Origin of the sequence: uncultured Winogradskyella sp. (genome assembly GCF_947495255.1) — a bacterium.
GTDB lineage: Bacteria > Bacteroidota > Bacteroidia > Flavobacteriales > Flavobacteriaceae > Winogradskyella.
Map to the genome: position 1 here is coordinate 107,635 of NZ_CANLYI010000003.1, position 18,876 is coordinate 126,510.

12 protein-coding genes are annotated in these 18,876 nt (G+C 32.6%); 8 read left to right on the plus strand and 4 right to left on the minus strand.

What is annotated here, in order from left to right; genetic code table 11:
• Positions 1-10 precede the first annotated feature (10 nt).
• Positions 11-1,780, minus strand: coding sequence for a long-chain fatty acid--CoA ligase (locus Q0807_RS05265; protein WP_299107207.1), 1,770 nt, complete (start codon positions 1,778-1,780; stop codon positions 11-13).
• A 249-nt stretch (positions 1,781-2,029) separates the two neighbouring features.
• On the opposite strand from Q0807_RS05265, the gene Q0807_RS05270 reads away from it, so the two are divergent.
• From Q0807_RS05270 to Q0807_RS05285, 4 genes are all read left to right on the plus strand, one after another.
• Complete coding sequence (locus tag Q0807_RS05270; RefSeq protein WP_299107209.1) at positions 2,030-4,660, plus strand: chondroitinase-B domain-containing protein; 2,631 nt, start codon at positions 2,030-2,032, stop codon at positions 4,658-4,660.
• 359 nt (positions 4,661-5,019) lie between these two features.
• Positions 5,020-7,245: a formate C-acetyltransferase gene (pflB, locus tag Q0807_RS05275; protein WP_299107214.1), complete on the plus strand. Its 2,226-nt coding sequence runs from the start codon at positions 5,020-5,022 to the stop codon at positions 7,243-7,245.
• A 57-nt stretch (positions 7,246-7,302) separates the two neighbouring features.
• A complete protein-coding gene (gene pflA, locus Q0807_RS05280; protein WP_299107217.1) occupies positions 7,303-8,076 on the plus strand; it encodes a pyruvate formate-lyase-activating protein in 774 nt (257 codons plus the stop codon).
• 193 nt (positions 8,077-8,269) lie between these two features.
• Positions 8,270-9,772: a DUF3360 family protein gene (locus tag Q0807_RS05285; protein ID WP_299107222.1), complete on the plus strand. Its 1,503-nt coding sequence runs from the start codon at positions 8,270-8,272 to the stop codon at positions 9,770-9,772.
• Between the two features lie 132 nt (positions 9,773-9,904).
• On the opposite strand, the gene purL is transcribed toward Q0807_RS05285, so the two are convergent.
• The 3 genes from purL to Q0807_RS05300 all read right to left on the minus strand — a co-directional run bounded on the left by purL (position 9,905) and on the right by Q0807_RS05300 (position 16,739).
• Positions 9,905-13,564, minus strand: coding sequence for a phosphoribosylformylglycinamidine synthase (gene purL / locus Q0807_RS05290; protein WP_299107225.1), 3,660 nt, complete (start codon positions 13,562-13,564; stop codon positions 9,905-9,907).
• 155 nt (positions 13,565-13,719) lie between these two features.
• Positions 13,720-15,498: an endonuclease gene (locus tag Q0807_RS05295; RefSeq protein ID WP_299107227.1), complete on the minus strand. Its 1,779-nt coding sequence runs from the start codon at positions 15,496-15,498 to the stop codon at positions 13,720-13,722.
• Between the two features lie 29 nt (positions 15,499-15,527).
• Positions 15,528-16,739 (minus strand): RsmB/NOP family class I SAM-dependent RNA methyltransferase, encoded by a 1,212-nt coding sequence (locus Q0807_RS05300; RefSeq protein WP_299107228.1) that lies wholly within the window; start codon positions 16,737-16,739, stop codon positions 15,528-15,530.
• A 188-nt stretch (positions 16,740-16,927) separates the two neighbouring features.
• On the opposite strand from Q0807_RS05300, the gene Q0807_RS05305 reads away from it, so the two are divergent.
• The 4 genes from Q0807_RS05305 to Q0807_RS05320 all read left to right on the plus strand — a co-directional run bounded on the left by Q0807_RS05305 (position 16,928) and on the right by Q0807_RS05320 (position 18,809).
• Positions 16,928-17,506 carry an RNA polymerase sigma factor gene (locus Q0807_RS05305; RefSeq protein ID WP_299107230.1) on the plus strand — a complete coding sequence of 193 codons (579 nt, stop codon included), beginning with the start codon at positions 16,928-16,930 and terminating at the stop codon, positions 17,504-17,506.
• Between the two features lie 39 nt (positions 17,507-17,545).
• Positions 17,546-17,860, plus strand: coding sequence for a hypothetical protein (locus Q0807_RS05310; protein WP_299107232.1), 315 nt, complete (start codon positions 17,546-17,548; stop codon positions 17,858-17,860).
• A 2-nt stretch (positions 17,861-17,862) separates the two neighbouring features.
• The gene (locus tag Q0807_RS05315) at positions 17,863-18,396 is read left to right on the plus strand and encodes a hypothetical protein (RefSeq protein WP_299107234.1); all 534 of its coding nucleotides are present in this window, start codon (positions 17,863-17,865) and stop codon (positions 18,394-18,396) included.
• A 122-nt stretch (positions 18,397-18,518) separates the two neighbouring features.
• Entirely contained in the window at positions 18,519-18,809 is a 291-nt protein-coding gene (locus Q0807_RS05320; RefSeq protein ID WP_299107236.1) for an EF-hand domain-containing protein, read from the plus strand.
• The last annotated feature ends 67 nt before the right edge of the window (positions 18,810-18,876 follow it).

Consider the following 18,876-nt stretch of genomic DNA (forward strand, 5'->3'; position numbering starts at 1 on the left):
TTTTAAATAATTAGCGATAAATCTTATCATAAAGATCTTGATAAAGGTCTTTAATGATTGCACGTTTCATTTTCATGGTAGGTGTCAATTGACCTCCATCTATAGACCAAACATCTGGCGTGAGCTCAAATCGCTTAATTTGTTCCCATTTTCCAAAGTGTTTATTGTATTTGTCTATTTCTAGTTGAATACGATTAATAACAAGTTCTGAATTTGCTATTTCTGTATTTGTTTTACCAACACCATTTTGTTTATGGTCTATCCAATCGCGAATAAAATCGAAATTTGGTTGAATTAAAGCAGCTGGCATTTTTTCACCTTCACCAACAACCATAATTTGTTCAATGAAAAGGGATTGTTTCATATCGTTTTCTAACAGTGGTGGAATAACATATTTTCCTCCAGATGTTTTAAACATTTCTTTTTTACGACCTGTAATTTTTAAGAAGCCTTCAGCATCAATGATTCCTTTATCTCCCGTGTGGAAATAATCATCTGTCATTACACTTGCTGTTTTTTCTGGGTCTTTGTAATACCCTAACATTACGTTTGGTCCTTTTATTAATATTTCGCCATCATCTGCGATTTTTACCTCTACGTTGGCGATAGGTTTACCAACAGTACCTACTTTGTAACCGTTATCTTTATATAAGCCAACAGCGACTACAGGAGAAGTTTCTGTTAAGCCATAACCTTCCATAACTAACATTTTAGCAGCGCCAAAAATTCTAGCTAATCTTGGCTGTAATGCTGCACTACCAGAAACCATAGTTCCTAATTCTCCACCAAGCGCATCACGCCATTTACTAAATATTAATTTGTTAGCTATTTTTAGTTGAAATTCATACCAAGCGCCATTTGCACCATAAGGTTCCCAGCGTTCACCTAATCTAACTGCCCAAAAGAATAAGCCTTTTTTTATACCAGTTAGTTCTTCGCCTTTAAGCATTATTTTATCGAATACTTTTTCAAGTAATCGAGGTACAACACTCATTAAATTTGGTTTTATCTCTTTTGCATTATCACCAATTTTATCAATAGCTTCAGCAAAATATATAGAAGCGCCAGCGTGTTGATAAACATAAATTAAAAGACGTTCAAAAATATGGCAGATAGGTAAGAAGCTTAATATACGATTATCTCCTTCTACTAAAGGTACTCTTGGTGAGCTGTCTAAGGCATTACTTGTAATATTCCAATGAGACAGCATAACACCTTTAGGTCTTCCTGTAGTACCAGAAGTATAAATAATTGTAGCTAAATCATCTGGTTTTACAGCATCTTTTCTAGCTTCAACTTCAGGTTGGTTACTTTCATCTTTACCTAATTCAAATAATTCTGAATAATGTTTACAACCTTCAATATGATTGAAAGAGTAAACCTCTTTAATTTTTGTGTTTGCTTGTACTTTTCTAACTTTTTCTAAAACATCAGCATCTGAAACAAAACAGTATATAGATTCGCTATGATTTAAGACATATTCATAATCTTCAGCTGAAATTGTAGGGTATATTGGTATGTTTTGTGCACCAAGTTGCAGAATACCAATATCCATAATGTTCCATTCCGTCCTATTCGTCGTGGAAATAACTGCGATTTTATCATTCTTTTGAACACCAAGTTTTAATAAAGCTCTACTGATGGTATTTGCTTTATCAATATATTCTTGTGTTGACGTTGGTGTCCATTTTCCGTTGTATTTAGTAACTAAAGCAGCTTTATTTGGTTTGTGTTTTAGTTGATAGTATGGAAAATCAAAAAGTCTTGTTATTTCAGTCATTTGTATGTTGCAGTTATATTATCGCAAATTATGAAAATAAAAAGGATTTTCAAATATGCTTGCAAAAAAGGATCAGTTTATTAATAAAACCACTCATTTTTTAGAAATCTCATAATTTTTTTAATTTTTTCTATTCTATTTTTTGATTTTTTTATTACTTTTAAATCGAATTTAATTGGTTAACCAGATTGGTGTACCAATTCGGAATTAACTAATTTTCAGTATAGATAACTAAATAATTAAACGTTTATGAAGAATTTTTACGCTTTAAAGTCTCGTACTTTTTTTATGCTCACTATTTTAATGTTGTCCACAATAAGTTTGTTTGCTCAAACAACCTATAACGTGGCTAATCTTGATGATATAGATGCACTTGAGGATTTGTTTGACACACTTGCAGCAGGCGATACTGTTATTTTAGCAGATGGAATTTATAATACTGATGAGAGAATTAAATTTTCGCCTACTACTGGTACAGCAGCAATGCCAATTACTTTTAGAGCTCAAACACCAGGTGGTGTTAAATTTACGGGAGGGTTGCAATTAAGGATTGGTGGAGATTATGTTATCGTAGATGGTTTTCATTGGCAAGGTGGTTACGGATCAAGTAGTGTAATTGAGTTTAGAGATGGTGACGATTATGCCAATCATAGTATTATGCAAAACTGTGCTATGGATGGTTTAGGGATTGATCCAGATGATATGGAAACTGGAACTAGTGAGAAACATAATTGGGTAATGCTATATGGTAACTACAATACAGTTATTAATTGTTCATTTATGAATAAGGTAAGTTCTGGTAATATGATTTTGGTAGAACTGGCTTATAATGCCTATCCTCCGGTTGATGATGGCCAACCAGAAATTAACACGAGTTGTGATATTGTAGGTCATACAATTAGTAATAATTATTTTTATAATTATGAAAAAATTGATGCATCGTTAACCAATGCAGGAGATAGTGAAACTATTCGTATTGGTACAAGTTCTTATCAAAATGTTGATAGTAGTACTATTGTGAGTAACAATTATTTTGTAGAAGCAGATGGTGAAAATGAAATAATTACTAATAAAAGTAAAAACAACTCTTATGTTAATAATACGTTTAGAAGATGTAGAGGTTCTTTAGTTTTACGACATGGTTCTAACGCTACGGTTGATGGAAATTATTTTTTAGGCGGAAATGTTGATGGTACAGGAGGAATTAGAATTGTTGATAGTGAACATATTATAACTAATAATTATATTCAAGATTGTATTACAGTGGTTGACCAAGCTAAATGGAACAATGGAATAACATTTTTAGGCGGAAGTGCTAATAATGCTGTCCCATGTACTTCTGATAATAATTCAAACGGTTATCAGAAAGTTGAAAATATTAATGTTTCTAATAATACAATTATAAATACAAATGCACCTTTATTTTATAATACAGATAAAGGGTCTACGGATCCAACAGGAACAGTTTCTAATAATTTAATATACTTTTCTACAGGAAATGCTAATATTACAGATGTTATTACAGGAGATACAGTGACATCTTATGCTGATCTTGGTACAACTTTAGCATACACAGGAAACGTTTACACAGGAAGTGCTTTAGGAGAAACTAATACAGGTTTCTCTGAAGAGACAGCAATTACTGCAATTTCAGATGGAGAAATATTTACTTTTTCTGGTACTGGCTCAACAGGTAAAGGAGCAGATATGGGAGTTTATGAACCTACAACAGATGATATGGTAGGTTACGGAATTGGTGCTTGTTTTTTAGATAATTTAGGCGGTAATATAACGGATGGAAATTGTACTATAGAAATTCCTGAGTCATTAACTGTAGGTAGTTTAGATGTGCTTGCCGCTGAGGCAAACAGTTATGACGTTTCTGTATATGCTAATGTGAGTTGGACAGCGATGTCTAATGATACTTGGATTTCTATAGATATTAATTCTAGTACGGGAGATGAAACAGTTTCGGTTACCGTTACAGAAAACACAGATACAAATAGTAGAACCGGTTCTGTAACTTTTACACAAGATCCAGGAGGTGATGGTATAGTGAGAACATTAACAGTGACACAAGACGGAGTAAGTTTAACAGATCTGTATGATCTTATAAATGATATTCCAGGAGGTGGACCAGTATCAGTTCATTCTTTTTCTAGCGATAATGCTAGTGATAGTCCACCAGAAGTTGCAATTAACACTTTAGATAAAGTAAATACAAGTGCATCTATTTGGGCAGCACAAGATGGCGCAATTGTTTCTGGAGATTATAAAGGAGATGGAGAATATATAATCTATGATTTAGGTTCTGAGTACAGTTTAGATTTAATTCAGTTTAGCACCACTAATAAATCGGATGCTTTTGGTTATCAAATTTGGGTATCCACAACAGGTACAAATACTTCTGATTTTACTAAAATTTTGCCAGCTATAGACAATCTGCTATTAACAGCAACTAATACAATGGATTTTAATCTGTACGAGATTACCGCAAATGCACGTTATGTAAAAATGATTGGATTTGGGAGGTTTAATAGTGCAGGCGACTCAAGAACAAGTGCATGGAGTACTATAGCCGAAATAGAATTTTTTGGTTCTGAGACTTTATCTACTGATGAAGAAGAGTTTTTAAGTAGCGTAAGTATCTATCCTGTTCCTACAAATAATAATTTAACTATTAAAGTATTAAATAATACAGAAATTGAACTGATAAAGATTTATAGTATAACAGGTCAATTGATTTTAGATAAAAAACCAGAGTTTATAAATTCTCAGCTTTCAATGGATTTATCAAATTTAGAAAGCGGTACTTATATTCTTAATCTAACTAATAATGAAGGATTAAAAGTATCAAAACATATTATCATTTCAAATTGAAGTTTTAGGAATTAATAAACTAAAAAGCTCTTCTTTAATAGGAAGAGCTTTTTTATTGGGAAGAAATTAAATGTTAAGTACTATTTAATTCTCTAATTAATCTTTATTCATTTTTAATTTTATGAAGTTAATAGCATCCATCTTCTGAGGTTTTTAGTGAATTTTTAATGTTTTGGTCAAATCGATATTTTTTTAGCATTCAAATGCTGTTTTTTCAAACGTTTTCGTAAATAAATCATCTAAAAATGGGGTTGTTTTTGATTGAACCTGATAAATGTCAGGTTTATTAAAATGTCTAGTATTTATTTTTGTCGTGTTCAGAAAAATAAAAGAATTACAAAATATTAATAAATATTAGAATGGAAGTAAAAGAATTTAAAAACGGAATTTGGACTGAATCGGTCAACGTAAGAGATTTTGTTGTAAATAATATTACACCTTACCATGGCACAAGTGAATTCTTAGTTGGTCCAAGTGCCAAAACTCAGAAATTATGGGATGTTTGTAAAGAAGCAACTAAAGAGGAAAGACAAAATAATGGCGTTCGTTCTGTTGATACAGAAACTATTTCTACCGTAAGTGCTTTTGAAGCAGGTTATATTGATAAAGACAACGAAGTAATCGTTGGTTTACAAACAGACGAATTATTAAAAAGAACTATGAAGCCTTTTGGAGGTTTTAAAGTTGTGCAGAAAGCATTGTCAGAACAAGGTGTTAAACCTAACGAAGCTATAACTGAGTTGTTTTCAAAATATGTAAAATCTCATAACGATGGTGTTTTTGATGCTTATACTACTGAAATTAAAAAATTCCGTTCTTTAGGTTTTTTAACAGGCTTACCAGATAATTATGCAAGAGGAAGAATAATTGGCGATTATCGTAGAGTTGCACTTTATGGCCTAAATTATTTAATAGAAACTAAAAAAGAAGATAAAGAAAATATTACAGGTCCAATGACAGAGGCTGTTATTCGTTTGCGCGAAGAAGTTTCTGAGCAAATAAAATCATTAAAAGAAATGATTCAATTGGGTGCTAAATATAATTTAGATTTAGGAAGACCTGCAGAAAATGCTCAAGAAGCTGTGCAATGGACTTATATGGCTTATTTAGCAGCTGTAAAAGAGCAAGATGGTGCAGCAATGTCTTTAGGAAATGTTTCTACATTTTTAGATATATATATTGAGAACGATTTACAAGATGGTATAATCACTGAAGTAGAAGCACAAGAGTACATTGATCAATTCGTTATGAAATTACGAATGGTGCGTCACTTAAGAATGGGAGCATACGATGAAATATTTGCAGGTGATCCTACTTGGGTAACTGAAGCTATTGGTGGAATGTTTGATGATGGAAGAACTAAAGTAACTAAAACATCTTACCGTTTCTTAAATACATTATATAATTTAGGACCTTCACCAGAACCAAATATGACAATTCTTTGGTCTGAAGATTTACCACAAAATTTTAAAGATTACTGTGCAAAGGTTTCAATTGATACATCTTCAATTCAGTTTGAAAATGATGAATTAATGAGAAAAAGCAGAGGTTCTGATGATTATGGAATTGCTTGTTGTGTTTCTTACCAAGAGTTAGGTAAATCTATTCAATTCTTTGGTGCACGTACAAACTTAGCTAAAACTTTATTATTAGCTATTAATGGTGGTCGTTGTGAAGAAACAGGAGTACAAATGGTAGAAGGCATTGAAGCTTGTGACTGTGAGTATTTAGATTATGATAAAGTAATGGCTAACTTTAAAATAGCGATGAAAGAAGTAGCGAGAGTTTATAATGATTCAATGAACATTATTCACTACATGCACGATAAATATTATTACGAAAAAGCTCAAATGGCTCTTATAGATACTAATCCAAGTATTAATATTGCCTATGGTATTGCAGGATTATCTATTGTTGCAGATTCACTTTCAGCTATAAAATATGCTAAAGTAAAACCTATAAGAGATGAAGATGGTTTAACTGTTGATTTTAAAATTGAAGGCGAGTTCCCTTGCTATGGAAATGATAATGATAGAGTAGATACATTAGCAGCAAAAGCAGTAGCCGATTTTAACAACGAATTAAAGCAGTTACCAGTGTATAAAAATGCAGAACCAACAATGTCTGTGTTAACAATTACATCTAACGTATCTTATGGTAAGAAAACAGGAGCAACACCAGATGGTAGAGCTAAAGGAATTCCTTTTGCGCCAGGTGCTAACCCAATGCACGGACGAGATTCTCAAGGTGCTATTGCATCATTAAATTCAGTAGCTAAAATTGATTATGAAGATTCTCAAGATGGTATTTCAAATACATTCTCTATTGTGCCCAAATCATTAGGGGCAGATAGTGAGGAGCAAATAGAAAATTTAGCAACTATATTAGATGGTTATTTTTCAAGAAATGCACAACATGTTAATGTGAATGTATTGAATAAGGAAACTTTAATGGATGCTATGGAGCACCCAGAAGAATATCCACAATTAACAATACGTGTTTCTGGCTACGCTGTAAACTTTGTTAGGTTAACAAGAGAGCAGCAATTAGAAGTTATTACACGTTCTTTCCACGAATCCATGTAGTTTTATTAATATTTTGAGAGCATCTAAATAAAGCGTTTAAAAACAATCTTTATTTAGATGCTTAATTTAAAACCTAGTCCAATCAAAACAGCTGAAAACATACTAAGAGTGCACTCTATTGAATCCTTTGGGACACATGATGGTCCGGGAATACGTTTTATTGTATTCTTACAAGGTTGTAAATTAAAATGTATGTATTGTCATAATCCAGATTCTATTGCAACCTCTGGAGGTAAAGAATATCATATTGAGGAATTGGTGCAAATGGCTATTAAAATGAAATCTTACTTTGGGAAGAAAGGTGGTGTTACTGTTTCAGGTGGTGAACCTATGTTGCAAGCTAAAGCCTTAATTTCATTTTTTAAGAGATTAAAAGAAGAAGGCATTAATACCAATATTGATACTAATGGTAGAATTTTAAATCATTTCTCAACAGAGTTATTAGACGATTATGCAGATTTAATAATGCTAGATATAAAGCATATGACTGAAGAAGGTTATATCGCTTTAACTGGTAAACCTAATAAAGAGATTGCTTTCAATTTTGCAAAACATAGAGAAGATTCAGGTAAAAAAATGTGGCTACGTTACGTATTGATTCCGGGTATTACTAATAAACCAGAATTACTGCATGCGCTTGGTAAACATTTTAAAGACTATAAAACTATAGAGCAAATAGAGTTGCAACCTTATCATAAATTAGGTATCCACAAATGGGAAGCTTTAGGTTGGGATTATGAATTGAAAGATGCAAGAGAAAATACAGAAGAGGAGTTAATAGAAGCATCAAATATTCTCAGTAACTATTTCAAAAAAGTTAAAGTTAACTAACACGTTCAAAAAAATAAATTACTTGTAATATAGGTCTTTAAGAGATGTGATATCTTTTTAGGAGTGTAATTTGTTGTTTGTTATTTAAGAGTTAACATATAAAATAAAGAGCTTGTACATACTATTTTAAAAGTGTAAAACACTTCAGAATAAGTATAGTTAAAACACAATTTCACGCAGAAAATACAATCGCATGAAAACTTATAAAGAAGAACATAAAAAGGCGTCAGAATTTGAAACTCGATCAGAATATTTAGATCATGAGTTACAAATAATGAAACCTAGAAGGTATAAACTGAATTTACCAGGAAGAGACTTTAGATTTGAATGGGAAGATTTAGTGCCTGCATTTGCCGGAACTCTTGGGATTGTAGCCATGTATTCTTCAGTAATGATGGCTTGGGCAGAAGGCTTAACCGAAGCATGGGACCATGTTACATTAGGAAAAGAATTTGCAATAGAAGTATCACGAGTTGAGATGTTAATTCCTGCTCTGTTATTTGTGATTTTGGCTTCAGGATTTTTTAATCCAAGAGCAAATTTAGCAGGAAATCATGGTCCTATGATTCCGCTTATAGCAAGTATTGCTTTAGCTGGTGCACATCCATTAGCCTTAGCAATCTTAATTGGTGTATTTGGACTTCTTCTAAGTTTTTTTAAAGGAGGATCTCGCTTGGTAAACTTAACAAGTAAAGGAGTTGCAGGTGGATTATTAATATTTCTGGGGTTTTCCGGAGCATTAGTTCAGATTAAAACCATTCAAACATGGAGTTTGGGACTAGAGTCCACATCTGTTGAAGCAGGATCAATGGGATATCTTGGGTTAATTATTTTGGCTGTTACTGTGATATTATATAGTTATCTTGCTAGAGTAGAGAAGCGTTGGTTGGCAATTCCCGCTTGTGCAATTACAGCATTAGTAGTTGCATTAATTGGAGGTGCTAGTTTTGATCTTCAGTTTACAACGCAAATGGGATTACCAAATCTTAATCCGGTTTATTGGTGGGGAAATACAGAGGAAGGTTGGATGCTTGGTCTGCCAAATACACAACACTTTTTAGCCTCTTTACCTTTTGCAATTTTAGCAGTTGCTATGTGGTCTCCTGATTTTTTAGGACACCGTATTTTTCAAGAAATGAATTATCCTAAGAAATCTGAAAAAGTGCTAATGGACGTTGATGATACGATGACTATGTGTTCTATAAGGCAAATGGTTGGTACTGCAGTTGGTGGTGGTAATATTACATCATCTTGGGGAACGTATATGATACCTGCTGCTATTGCTAAAAGACCAATTCCGGCAGGAGCAATTTTATTAGGGCTAATGGTTATTATTGTAGCTATTTTAGGAGCTCCAATGGACGTCGCTGTTTGGCCTCCTGTAAGAGCAATTGCACTTTTAGTTGGTGTATTTTTACCTATGATAGAGGCAGGAATTCAGATGGTTAAAAAAAGTGCTTGTTCGCAAGCTGCAGGTATCTGTATTTTCACAGCTATGGTGACTAATCCTGTATTAGCTTGGGCATTAGCTATGTTTTTAGACAATAATGGATTAATAGGAGACAAAGAAAGACCAAAAAATCTATCGTTGGTAGATCGATGGGTTATTCCATTAGGAATTCTAATCATTTGTATTTTAGCGATGCTTGCTGTAGGAATGTTAGAATCGAGTTACGGGATTCTGCCTTATTTGTAGTTTCAAAATACCAAGTATTTTTAAAATTTAATCGAAGTTTAAGAAAAGTAAAAAGCACTTTCAATTTTTTGAAAGTGCTTTTTACATAGTAAGAAAATTATTTGTTTTCCATCAGAAAGTAGAACTAAGAATCTACTTTTCTAACCATAGTCTAGCATTAACAAAAGCTTCTAGCCAAGGTGACACCTCATCGTTTCTATCTTGTGGATAATTAGCCCAATTCCATTGAAAAATAGAACGCTCAATGTGTGGCATTGTAACTAAATGTCTACCCGTTTTATCACTTAGCATAGCTGTATTAAAATATGAACCATTTGGATTTGCAGGATATTCAGCATAACCATATTTAGCAACAATATTGTATTTGTCTTCAGCATATGGAAGGCTAAATTTACCTTCTCCATGAGAAATCCAAACACCTAAAGTACTGCCAGCTAAACTAGATAGCATTACAGAATTGTTTTCTTGAATTTTAACAGAAGTGAAACCACTTTCATGTTTATGAGAATCATTATAGGTCATTTTTCCATGAACCTCGTGCTCTGGATTTACTAAATCTAATTCCATCATTAATTGACATCCATTACAGATTCCAACAGAAAGCGTGTCTTCACGATTAAAGAAATTGTTAATCACTTTGTTCGCTTTCTCGTTATATTTTATAGCGCCAGCCCAACCTTTAGCAGAACCTAAAACATCAGAATTACTGAAACCACCAACAGCACCTAAAAACTGAATATCTTCAAGTGTTTCTCTACCAGAAATTAAATCCGTCATATGAACATCCTTAACATCAAAACCAGCTAAATACATGGCATTTGCCATTTCTCTTTCTGAATTACTTCCTTTTTCTCTTAAAATTGCAGCTTTTGGTCTTGGTTTGTTAGAGTCGATTTGGTTCATTTTACCTGTAAAATGCGATGGCAATTTAAAGTCTAAGGCTTGATTTTTATAGTTATCAAATCTATCTTTAGCTAAGCTGTTTGCAGTTTGTTTTTGGTCGAGTAAGTAAGAGGTTTTAAACCATATATCTCTTAATCTCGAAATAGTCATGGTAAATACTTCGTTACCATTTATAATTCCTAAAACATCATTTTCAGTAACGTCACCAATTTTATGAAATTCAATATTTGCTTTAGATAATTCTACTTCAATTGAATCATCTGCAGATTGAAACACGAGTCCTGCGTTTTCTGCAAACAAGACTTTAAACGAATCTTTTTCACCAAGACTTGTTAAATCTAACTCAGCACCTAAGTTGTTGTCAGCAAAACAAAGTTCTAATAAAGTTGTAATTAATCCACCAGAAGCCACATCATGACCTGCAGCAATTTGATCTTTCTTTATTAAATCTTGAATGGTGTTAAATACAGTTTTTACGTAAGCTGCACTTTTAATATTAGGTGTTGTATTACCTATTTTATTATTGATTTGTGCAAAAGAACTTCCACCTAACTCGTAAGAATCTTGAGAAAGATTAATATAATAAATAGAACCTTTTCCTTTTTGTAAAACAGGCTCAACAACTTTAGTTATATCATTACAATTAGCCGCTGCAGAAATAATCACTGTACCAGGAGAAATAACATCACCATCAGGATATTTTTGCTTCATTGAAAGCGAATCTTTTCCTGTTGGTACATTAATACCTAAGTCTATTGAAAATTCTGAAATCGCTTTAACAGCTTCATACAAACGTGCATCTTCACCCTCGTTTTTACAAGGCCACATCCAATTTGCAGAAAGCGAAACACTTTTTAAACCTTCTTTTAAAGGTGCCCAAATAATATTGGTTAAAGCTTCTGCAATAGAATTACGACTTCCCGATTCAGGATTAATTAAACCAGAAATAGGAGAGTGCCCAATTGAAGTTGCAATACCTTCCTTTCCTTTAAAATCTAATGCCATTACACCAACATTGTTTAGTGGTATTTGTAAAGGGCCAACACATTGTTGTTTAGCAACTTTTCCACCAACGCAACGGTCAACTTTATTTGTTAACCAATCTTTTGAAGCCACAGCTTCAAGTTGTAAGACTTGATCTAAATAATCGTAGAAATTTTTAGTGTTATATGAAATACCACTATATTCTTTTTCTACAGTAACATCATTCATTATGGTTTTAGGAGAACTTCCAAACATATCTTCTAATGCCAAATCCATTGGTTTTTCACCAGTCGTTTTAGATTCAAAAGTAAATCTGTGTTTTCCTGTCACTTCACCAACATCATAAATAGGAGAACGTTCTCTATCTGCAATCTTATGTAAAATGTCTAAATGTTTATCTGCAATAACTAATCCCATTCGTTCTTGAGATTCGTTACCAATTTTTTCTTTAGCAGATAATGTAGGGTCTCCAACAGGCAATTTATCTAAATCGATATGTCCACCTGTATCTTCAACTAATTCTGATAAACAATTTAAATGTCCACCTGCACCATGATCGTGAATAGAAACAATAAAATTCTCTTCACTTTCTACCATACCACGTACGGCATTTGCTGCACGTTTTTGCATTTCTGGATTAGAACGTTGTACAGCATTTAATTCTATCCCAGAAGCTAAGGCACCTGTGTCAGCTGAAGAAACTGCCGCTCCACCCATTCCGATTCTGTAATTATCTCCACCAAGAATAACAATTTTATCACCTTCTTTTGGGATGTCTTTTAAGGCTTGATCTGCTTTACCATATCCAATTCCACCAGCTTGCATAATTACTTTGTCGTAACCGATTTTACCATTAGTATCGCTATGCTCAAAGGTTAATACCGAACCACATATTAAAGGTTGACCAAATTTGTTTCCAAAATCAGAAGCACCATTACTAGCTTTAATTAAAATGTCCATTGGAGTTTGGTACAACCATTTACGTTCTGGAAATGCTTTTTCCCAAGGACGTTCATCATTTAATCTTGAATAAGAGGTCATGTAAACTGCTGTTCCAGCTAAAGGCAATGAGCCCTTTCCTCCAGCAAGTCTATCTCTAATTTCTCCACCAGAACCAGTTGCTGCGCCATTAAATGGTTCAACGGTTGTTGGGAAATTGTGAGTTTCTGCTTTTAATGATATTACAGATTCGTAATCTTTTGTTGTATAATAATCAGGAATATCAGCACGTTGAGGTGCAAATTGCTCAACAACAGGTCCCTTTATAAAAGCAACGTTATCCTTGTATGCTGAAACAATATCGTTTGGATTTTGTTTTGATGTTTCTTTAATAAGTTTGAATAAAGAGGTTTCTTTTTCTTCTCCATCAATAACAAATGTACCATTGAATATTTTATGACGACAGTGCTCTGAGTTGACCTGAGAAAAACCGAAAACTTCAGAATCCGTTAGAGGTCTGCCAATTTTTTTAGCAACACCTTCTAAATATGCAACTTCTTCTTCACTAAGCGATAAACCTTCTTGCTCGTTATAGGCTGAAATATCTTCAATGTTTAAAATCGCTTCAGGTTGAATATTGATATCAAAAATTTCTTGATTCAAACTTTGATATTTTTCAGAAATCATTGGGTCAAAATCCTTGAAATCATTTGTGACTGAAGTGAATTCTTCAATTCTAATAATATCAGAAATTCCCATGTTCTGAGTAATTTCAACAGCATTTGTACTCCATGGTGTTATCATTGCTGCTCTTGGTCCAACAAAAAAAGCATCTAGAGATGCTTGTTCTATTTTAGGTTGGTTGGCAAATAACCATGTCAATTTTGAGATGGTTGCAGTTGATAATTCTTTTGTGGCTTGAACAGCGAATACTTTACTGTTTTGGTTTCCGAAGAAATGAATCATTTATTTGAGATATTTGACGTGAAAATTAAAACGCAAAGTTAATCCATTTTGTGATAATCTATATATGATTTGAATTTCAAATAATGAAGTATTCAACAAGTTTTAAACAAAAAAAAGCAGCTCTAAAAGCTGCTTTTATAAATTGTAAGATAAGTTTACTGTTTCACTAATTTCTTAGTAATTGTAGAATTACCTTGAGTAATTTTTATAATATAAATTCCTGTTTTTAAAGCTTGAAGATTTAAGGTACTCGTTTTGTTGATAGCCTTTTTTATCACTTGCTTTCCGAGAATATCAAAGATTTCTATGTCTGTATCAATATTAGATTTTAAATCTACAGTGAGATTGTTATTAACAGGGTTTGGATGTAGTTTTACAGAATTGATGTTATATTCTCCTGTACTTAAGCCAGAATAACAAGTGTACGTAAGGTCATCAAACATAACTCTATTACTTGTGCCACTGTTACCATTAATAACTATTGTAACATTGTTTTCTACGTTGATATTAGGAATTGTAATAGTTTGTTCAGTGTCTCCGTAGGCGATAGTGCCAACGGTTGTACCGTTAACGTTAAGATTAAATGTGCCGCTACCACCACTAAAAACACGTTGTGTAGTTACAGTTAAAGAACCAATTCCTCCAGAAGTTGTTGGTAATGTTAATGAGCCATTTCTAACCGTAATTGCTCTTGTGTTTAATGTTTGGTCTGTTCTTGCATCGGTAGCATTCCATGTACCTCCATCATCGCCCGTCCAAGTTACATCAGAATAAGAACCAGAAGAAGTTCCTAAATTATCAAAAGTTTCAGCAAGACATTCTGAACCTCCACCAACAGTTCCATTATTGGTTGTTGTTTCACAAGATTGATTGCTAAATCCTGAATTGTTTCCAGCAGCATCTTTAGCTTTAACTGTAAAACAGTAATTAGTATCTGGTAATAACCCAGTAACTATTGCAGTGTTAGAAACCACATTGAATGAGTAAGTACCATTCATGTAAACATCATAAGAATCCACTGCAATATTATCAGTAGAAGCCGTCCAATTTAAATCAATTGTATTATCAGTAGGATTAGAAGCTACTAAATTAATTGGATCTGTTGGTGCTTCTGTATCTGTTGTAGGGTTCCAAATCATGTTTGCATATTCTGGATGGTCTACAAACGGGTTTGCGTTACCTTGGTAATTGTAAGCAGCGTTATTTCTATCTATTTCCTGTTGGTCAACAGGATCAACATTATAGTGCCAATCTAATAGCATAGTAATAGCCCAATCTTCTAAAGCTTGGTTTTTTGTACCATTAAACATGTCAAATCCTCCATAGTTATCCATAGTATCTTCATAACGTACAGCAAAATAAAGTACAGCTCTAGCAATATCACCTTTAAATTCATCTATTGGTTCAAATACAGTACCTGAATAACCAGAAACACTACTTGATCCTTTTTTTGAACCATTTAGAGATGTCCAACTGGCAGAACTTACAGTTCCGAAAGGAAAGCTTCCTCGTTGTCCATTTGCATAACCATCACTTGGTATAACGTGGTGAATGTCATTTTTCATTGGTGAAGCACTACCAAAAGCAGATTGAGGAACTAAATGCTCACGATTATAACAATCGCCTTCAGCACCATAATTACCACAATTATTAGAACCATGATTAAAAATGTATGGATCAGTTCCGCTAGGGTTTTCTGTATAGTACAATAATATAGTACCATCGTTTTCATATTCTGTATCTGTAAACGTTGTTACATAGCCTGAGTATAAACTACCGTAACCTTGATCAGAATGACCATTGGTGATTATGTTTTTTAATTGTGTTTTTAATGTATATTCGGTTAAACCAGCTGCACTATCATAATAATTAGATGGAATTTGTGCAAACCCTATAGTTGTAATGAATAAGAAAAATAAGTAAAGGTGTTTCATATGTAATAATTGTTAGCTATTAATTTATGCTATTTTTTTTCTAAAAGTGCCATATAAAATCCGTCGAATCCAGATTTATGAGCTAATACTTTTTTGTCTTTAACAAAAGTAAAATCTTTTCCGGCTTCAGATTTTAAGAATATGTCAACTTGTTTCTGATTCTCAGATGGTAAAACAGAACAGGTTGCATATACCATTTTCCCTCCAGTCTTCACCATTTTAGAATATTGTTCTAAAACTTCAAGTTGAGTTTTCTTAATGTTCTCAATAAACTCTGGTTGTAATTTCCATTTAGCATCAGGATTTCTTCGTAACACACCTAAACCAGAACATGGTGCATCTATTAATAAGCGATCTACTTTATCATGCAATTTCTTAATTGGTTTAGTAGAATCTATAACTTTCATTTCAATATTGTGAACGCCATTTCTACGTGCTCTAACCTTTAGTTTTCTTAATTTACTTTCGTAAATATCCATAGCAATTAACTGACCTTTGTTCTCCATTAAAGAAGCTAAATGCAAAGTTTTACCACCTGCACCTGCACAAACATCAACAACTTTCATGCCTGGCTTTACATCTAAATAGTCTGCAACGAGTTGTGAGGAAGCATCTTGCACTTCAAACCAACCATTTTTAAAAGCCTCTGTTCTAAAAACATTAGCACGTTCTTTTAGTTTTAAAGCCGAAGGATGATTAGGTAAAAATTCAGTTTCTATATCCTCAGACTGTAGCTTAAGTTGTAAATCTTCTTTAGTCGTTTTTAAGGTGTTAACTCTAAGAATAACATCAGCTTGCTCATTCTGCATCGCTATTTCTTTTGTCCACTCAGCTTCACCTAATTCTTTTACTCCTAATTCATCTATCCAATCTGGTATAGATTCTTTAAACTTTCTAATTTTAGACAATTCATCAAAACGCCCTTTTATTTTTCTAGTTGGTGTGTCTGTAAAGTATTTCCAATCTGGTAATTTTATACCTTTAAGCGTTGCCCAAACTGCAAACATTCTCCATAAATCATCTCTATGGAAAGGAGCTTTTACATTAGCAATTTCTGCATAAAGTCTTTGGTAACGTACAATAGTGTAAACTGTTTCTGCAACAAAACTTCTATCTCTACTTCCCCAACGTTTATCGCGTTTTAGTAATTGTTGAATTACTTTATCTGCGTATTCACCTTCATTAAAAATAAGGTGTAATCCGTCAATTACTGCAAAGCATAAATTTCTATGTAATCTCATAACTTGTTTTCAATTTTTTGTCCTCAATTTTTAGTCTTATTTGCCTGAAAAAAGAACGCACAAAGGTAAGTTAAAAGTTTAAAAAGTATGTGACTTTATTGAAAAGTGTTATTTTTAAAAATAATTAAGATGAGCGCAAGTTTTTAGGATAAATAGCATCTAAATATAATTAAGAACAAACCAATCTTTTGACAGACACTCAATTTATAGAAGAATTAAAACTGAAAAGCATCAAGGCTTATAGTAAGCTTTTGGACGATTTTCAGCAAAAGGTGTTTAGTACATGTATTTCTTTTGTACCAAATAAAGAGGATGCAGAAGATATTGCTCAAGAAGTGTTTGTGGAAGTTTTTAACTCTATTAGTAAATTTAAAGGTGATTCTAAATTGTCTACTTGGATATATAGAATTACAACTAATAAATGTTTAGAATTTATTAGAAAAAAGAATACAAAAAAACGTTTTGCTTTTTTGCAGTCTATAACAGGAAATGCAATTCCTATGGATAAAACAAATTATTTCACTGAAATGAATCATCCAGGGATTTTACTGGAAAACAAAGAACTAAGCGCAACATTGTTTAAAGCGATTAATAGTTTACCAGAAAGTCAATGTGTTGTTTTTACACTTCATAAAATTGATGGAAAGAGTTATCAAGAAGTCGCGGAAATTACTAAACGGAGCTTATCTTCGGTTGAGTCTATTATGTTTAGAGCGAAAAAGAATTTACAAAGTGTTTTAGAAAATTACTATAAAAATGAACATTAGCACAAGTTTTTTAAAACTTATGCATCTAAAGTTATATATATGAAAACTAATGTTGAAATGAATAAGAAAATTAATGACGTATTTGATTCTGTTGAGTCAATTCAAGAAGTCAAGGTTTCGCCTTTTTTTAAAGAAAATGTGATGCATCAAATTCGTACTGCATCAGAAGATATACAAGACGCTACTTGGTCTTGGTTTACTCCAAAATTACAATTAGCAACTTTGGTTTGTGTTGTCGTTTTAAATGTTTTAGCTTTTAATAATTTAAAAGAGTCTACATATGATGAAAATGTAAATAGTTTCGCTGAATCCTACGGATTATCAACAAGTACAGAATCCTCTTTATTTAATTAATCATGAAGAAAAATACATTCTTATATATATTAGTTGTGTTTCTAATTATAGTTAATGGTTTTTTTCTTTTTAACTATATGGGAAACCACAATGATAATGACTCTAGAGAACCTGAAAGAAACAAAGGTTTTATTGTAAAAGAGCTTGGGTTTAATGCCTCTCAATTAGAAGAGTTTAATAAAAAAAGTGAAGGGCATCATCATAGAATGATGGGTTTGGCTGACGAGATTAAAGAATTGAAGGATAAACTGTTTAGTTCCTTATCTGATGATACTATAAAGCAAGAAACAATGGATTCTATTTCTTCTTTAATTTGTGAGAAAGAAAGAGCAAAAGATAAAGAGATTTTTAATCATTTTAAGATGATTCAAAATATTGCAACGGATAAACAGAAGGAAAAGTTTAAAACGATATTAATGGATGCTTTAAGACAAGGCGACCAAGGTAATAGACCTCCTCCAAATGGAGAAGATGGTCGCAGACCACCACCACGAGGTGGAAGCGAAGGACATAGACCTCCTCCACGAAAAGATTAAGGAAATATAGAAAAGACTCTCAAATTATTGAGGGTCTTTTTTTTGTGTTTTTTTTAACAAGGTTCTACACAAGTTTAAAGAAAGAACAACATCTAAAGCTATATAACATTAAACTTAATAAGATGAAAAGTAACACATTAAAAGTAGTATTAGTATTTGGCATTGCATTGTTTATGTCATCAAGTGCGTTTGCACAATCTAAAGACAGACAAGAAAGAAAAGAACCACCAACATACGCTCAACTATTAAAGGAGATGGATAAGAACGAAGATGGTAAACTTTCAGAAGATGAAATTAAAGGACCTTTAAAAGACGATTTTGCAAAGATTGATACAGATGAAGATGGATTTATTTCTGAAGAGGAATTTAAAAATGCACCAAAGCCAGAACGTAAAGAGCGCAAAAGAGATTAATAGAGATTGTTTAGATTGATTGGTTGTAAAGGCTTCATAAGAAATTATGAAGCTTTTAAAACATTAA

Bases quoted from the DNA above. Each gene is read 5' to 3' on its own strand.
- Q0807_RS05265 (WP_299107207.1), bottom strand. From the start codon at position 1,780: ATGACTGAAATAACAAGACTTTTTGATTTTCCATACTATCAACTAAAA.
- Q0807_RS05270 (WP_299107209.1), top strand. From the start codon at position 2,030: ATGAAGAATTTTTACGCTTTAAAGTCTCGTACTTTTTTTATGCTCACT.
- pflB (WP_299107214.1), top strand. From the start codon at position 5,020: ATGGAAGTAAAAGAATTTAAAAACGGAATTTGGACTGAATCGGTCAAC.
- pflA (WP_299107217.1), top strand. From the start codon at position 7,303: ATGCTTAATTTAAAACCTAGTCCAATCAAAACAGCTGAAAACATACTA.
- Q0807_RS05285 (WP_299107222.1), top strand. From the start codon at position 8,270: ATGAAAACTTATAAAGAAGAACATAAAAAGGCGTCAGAATTTGAAACT.
- purL (WP_299107225.1), bottom strand. From the start codon at position 13,564: ATGATTCATTTCTTCGGAAACCAAAACAGTAAAGTATTCGCTGTTCAA.
- Q0807_RS05295 (WP_299107227.1), bottom strand. From the start codon at position 15,498: ATGAAACACCTTTACTTATTTTTCTTATTCATTACAACTATAGGGTTT.
- Q0807_RS05300 (WP_299107228.1), bottom strand. From the start codon at position 16,739: ATGAGATTACATAGAAATTTATGCTTTGCAGTAATTGACGGATTACAC.
- Q0807_RS05310 (WP_299107232.1), top strand. From the start codon at position 17,546: ATGAAAACTAATGTTGAAATGAATAAGAAAATTAATGACGTATTTGAT.
- Q0807_RS05315 (WP_299107234.1), top strand. From the start codon at position 17,863: ATGAAGAAAAATACATTCTTATATATATTAGTTGTGTTTCTAATTATA.
- Q0807_RS05320 (WP_299107236.1), top strand. From the start codon at position 18,519: ATGAAAAGTAACACATTAAAAGTAGTATTAGTATTTGGCATTGCATTG.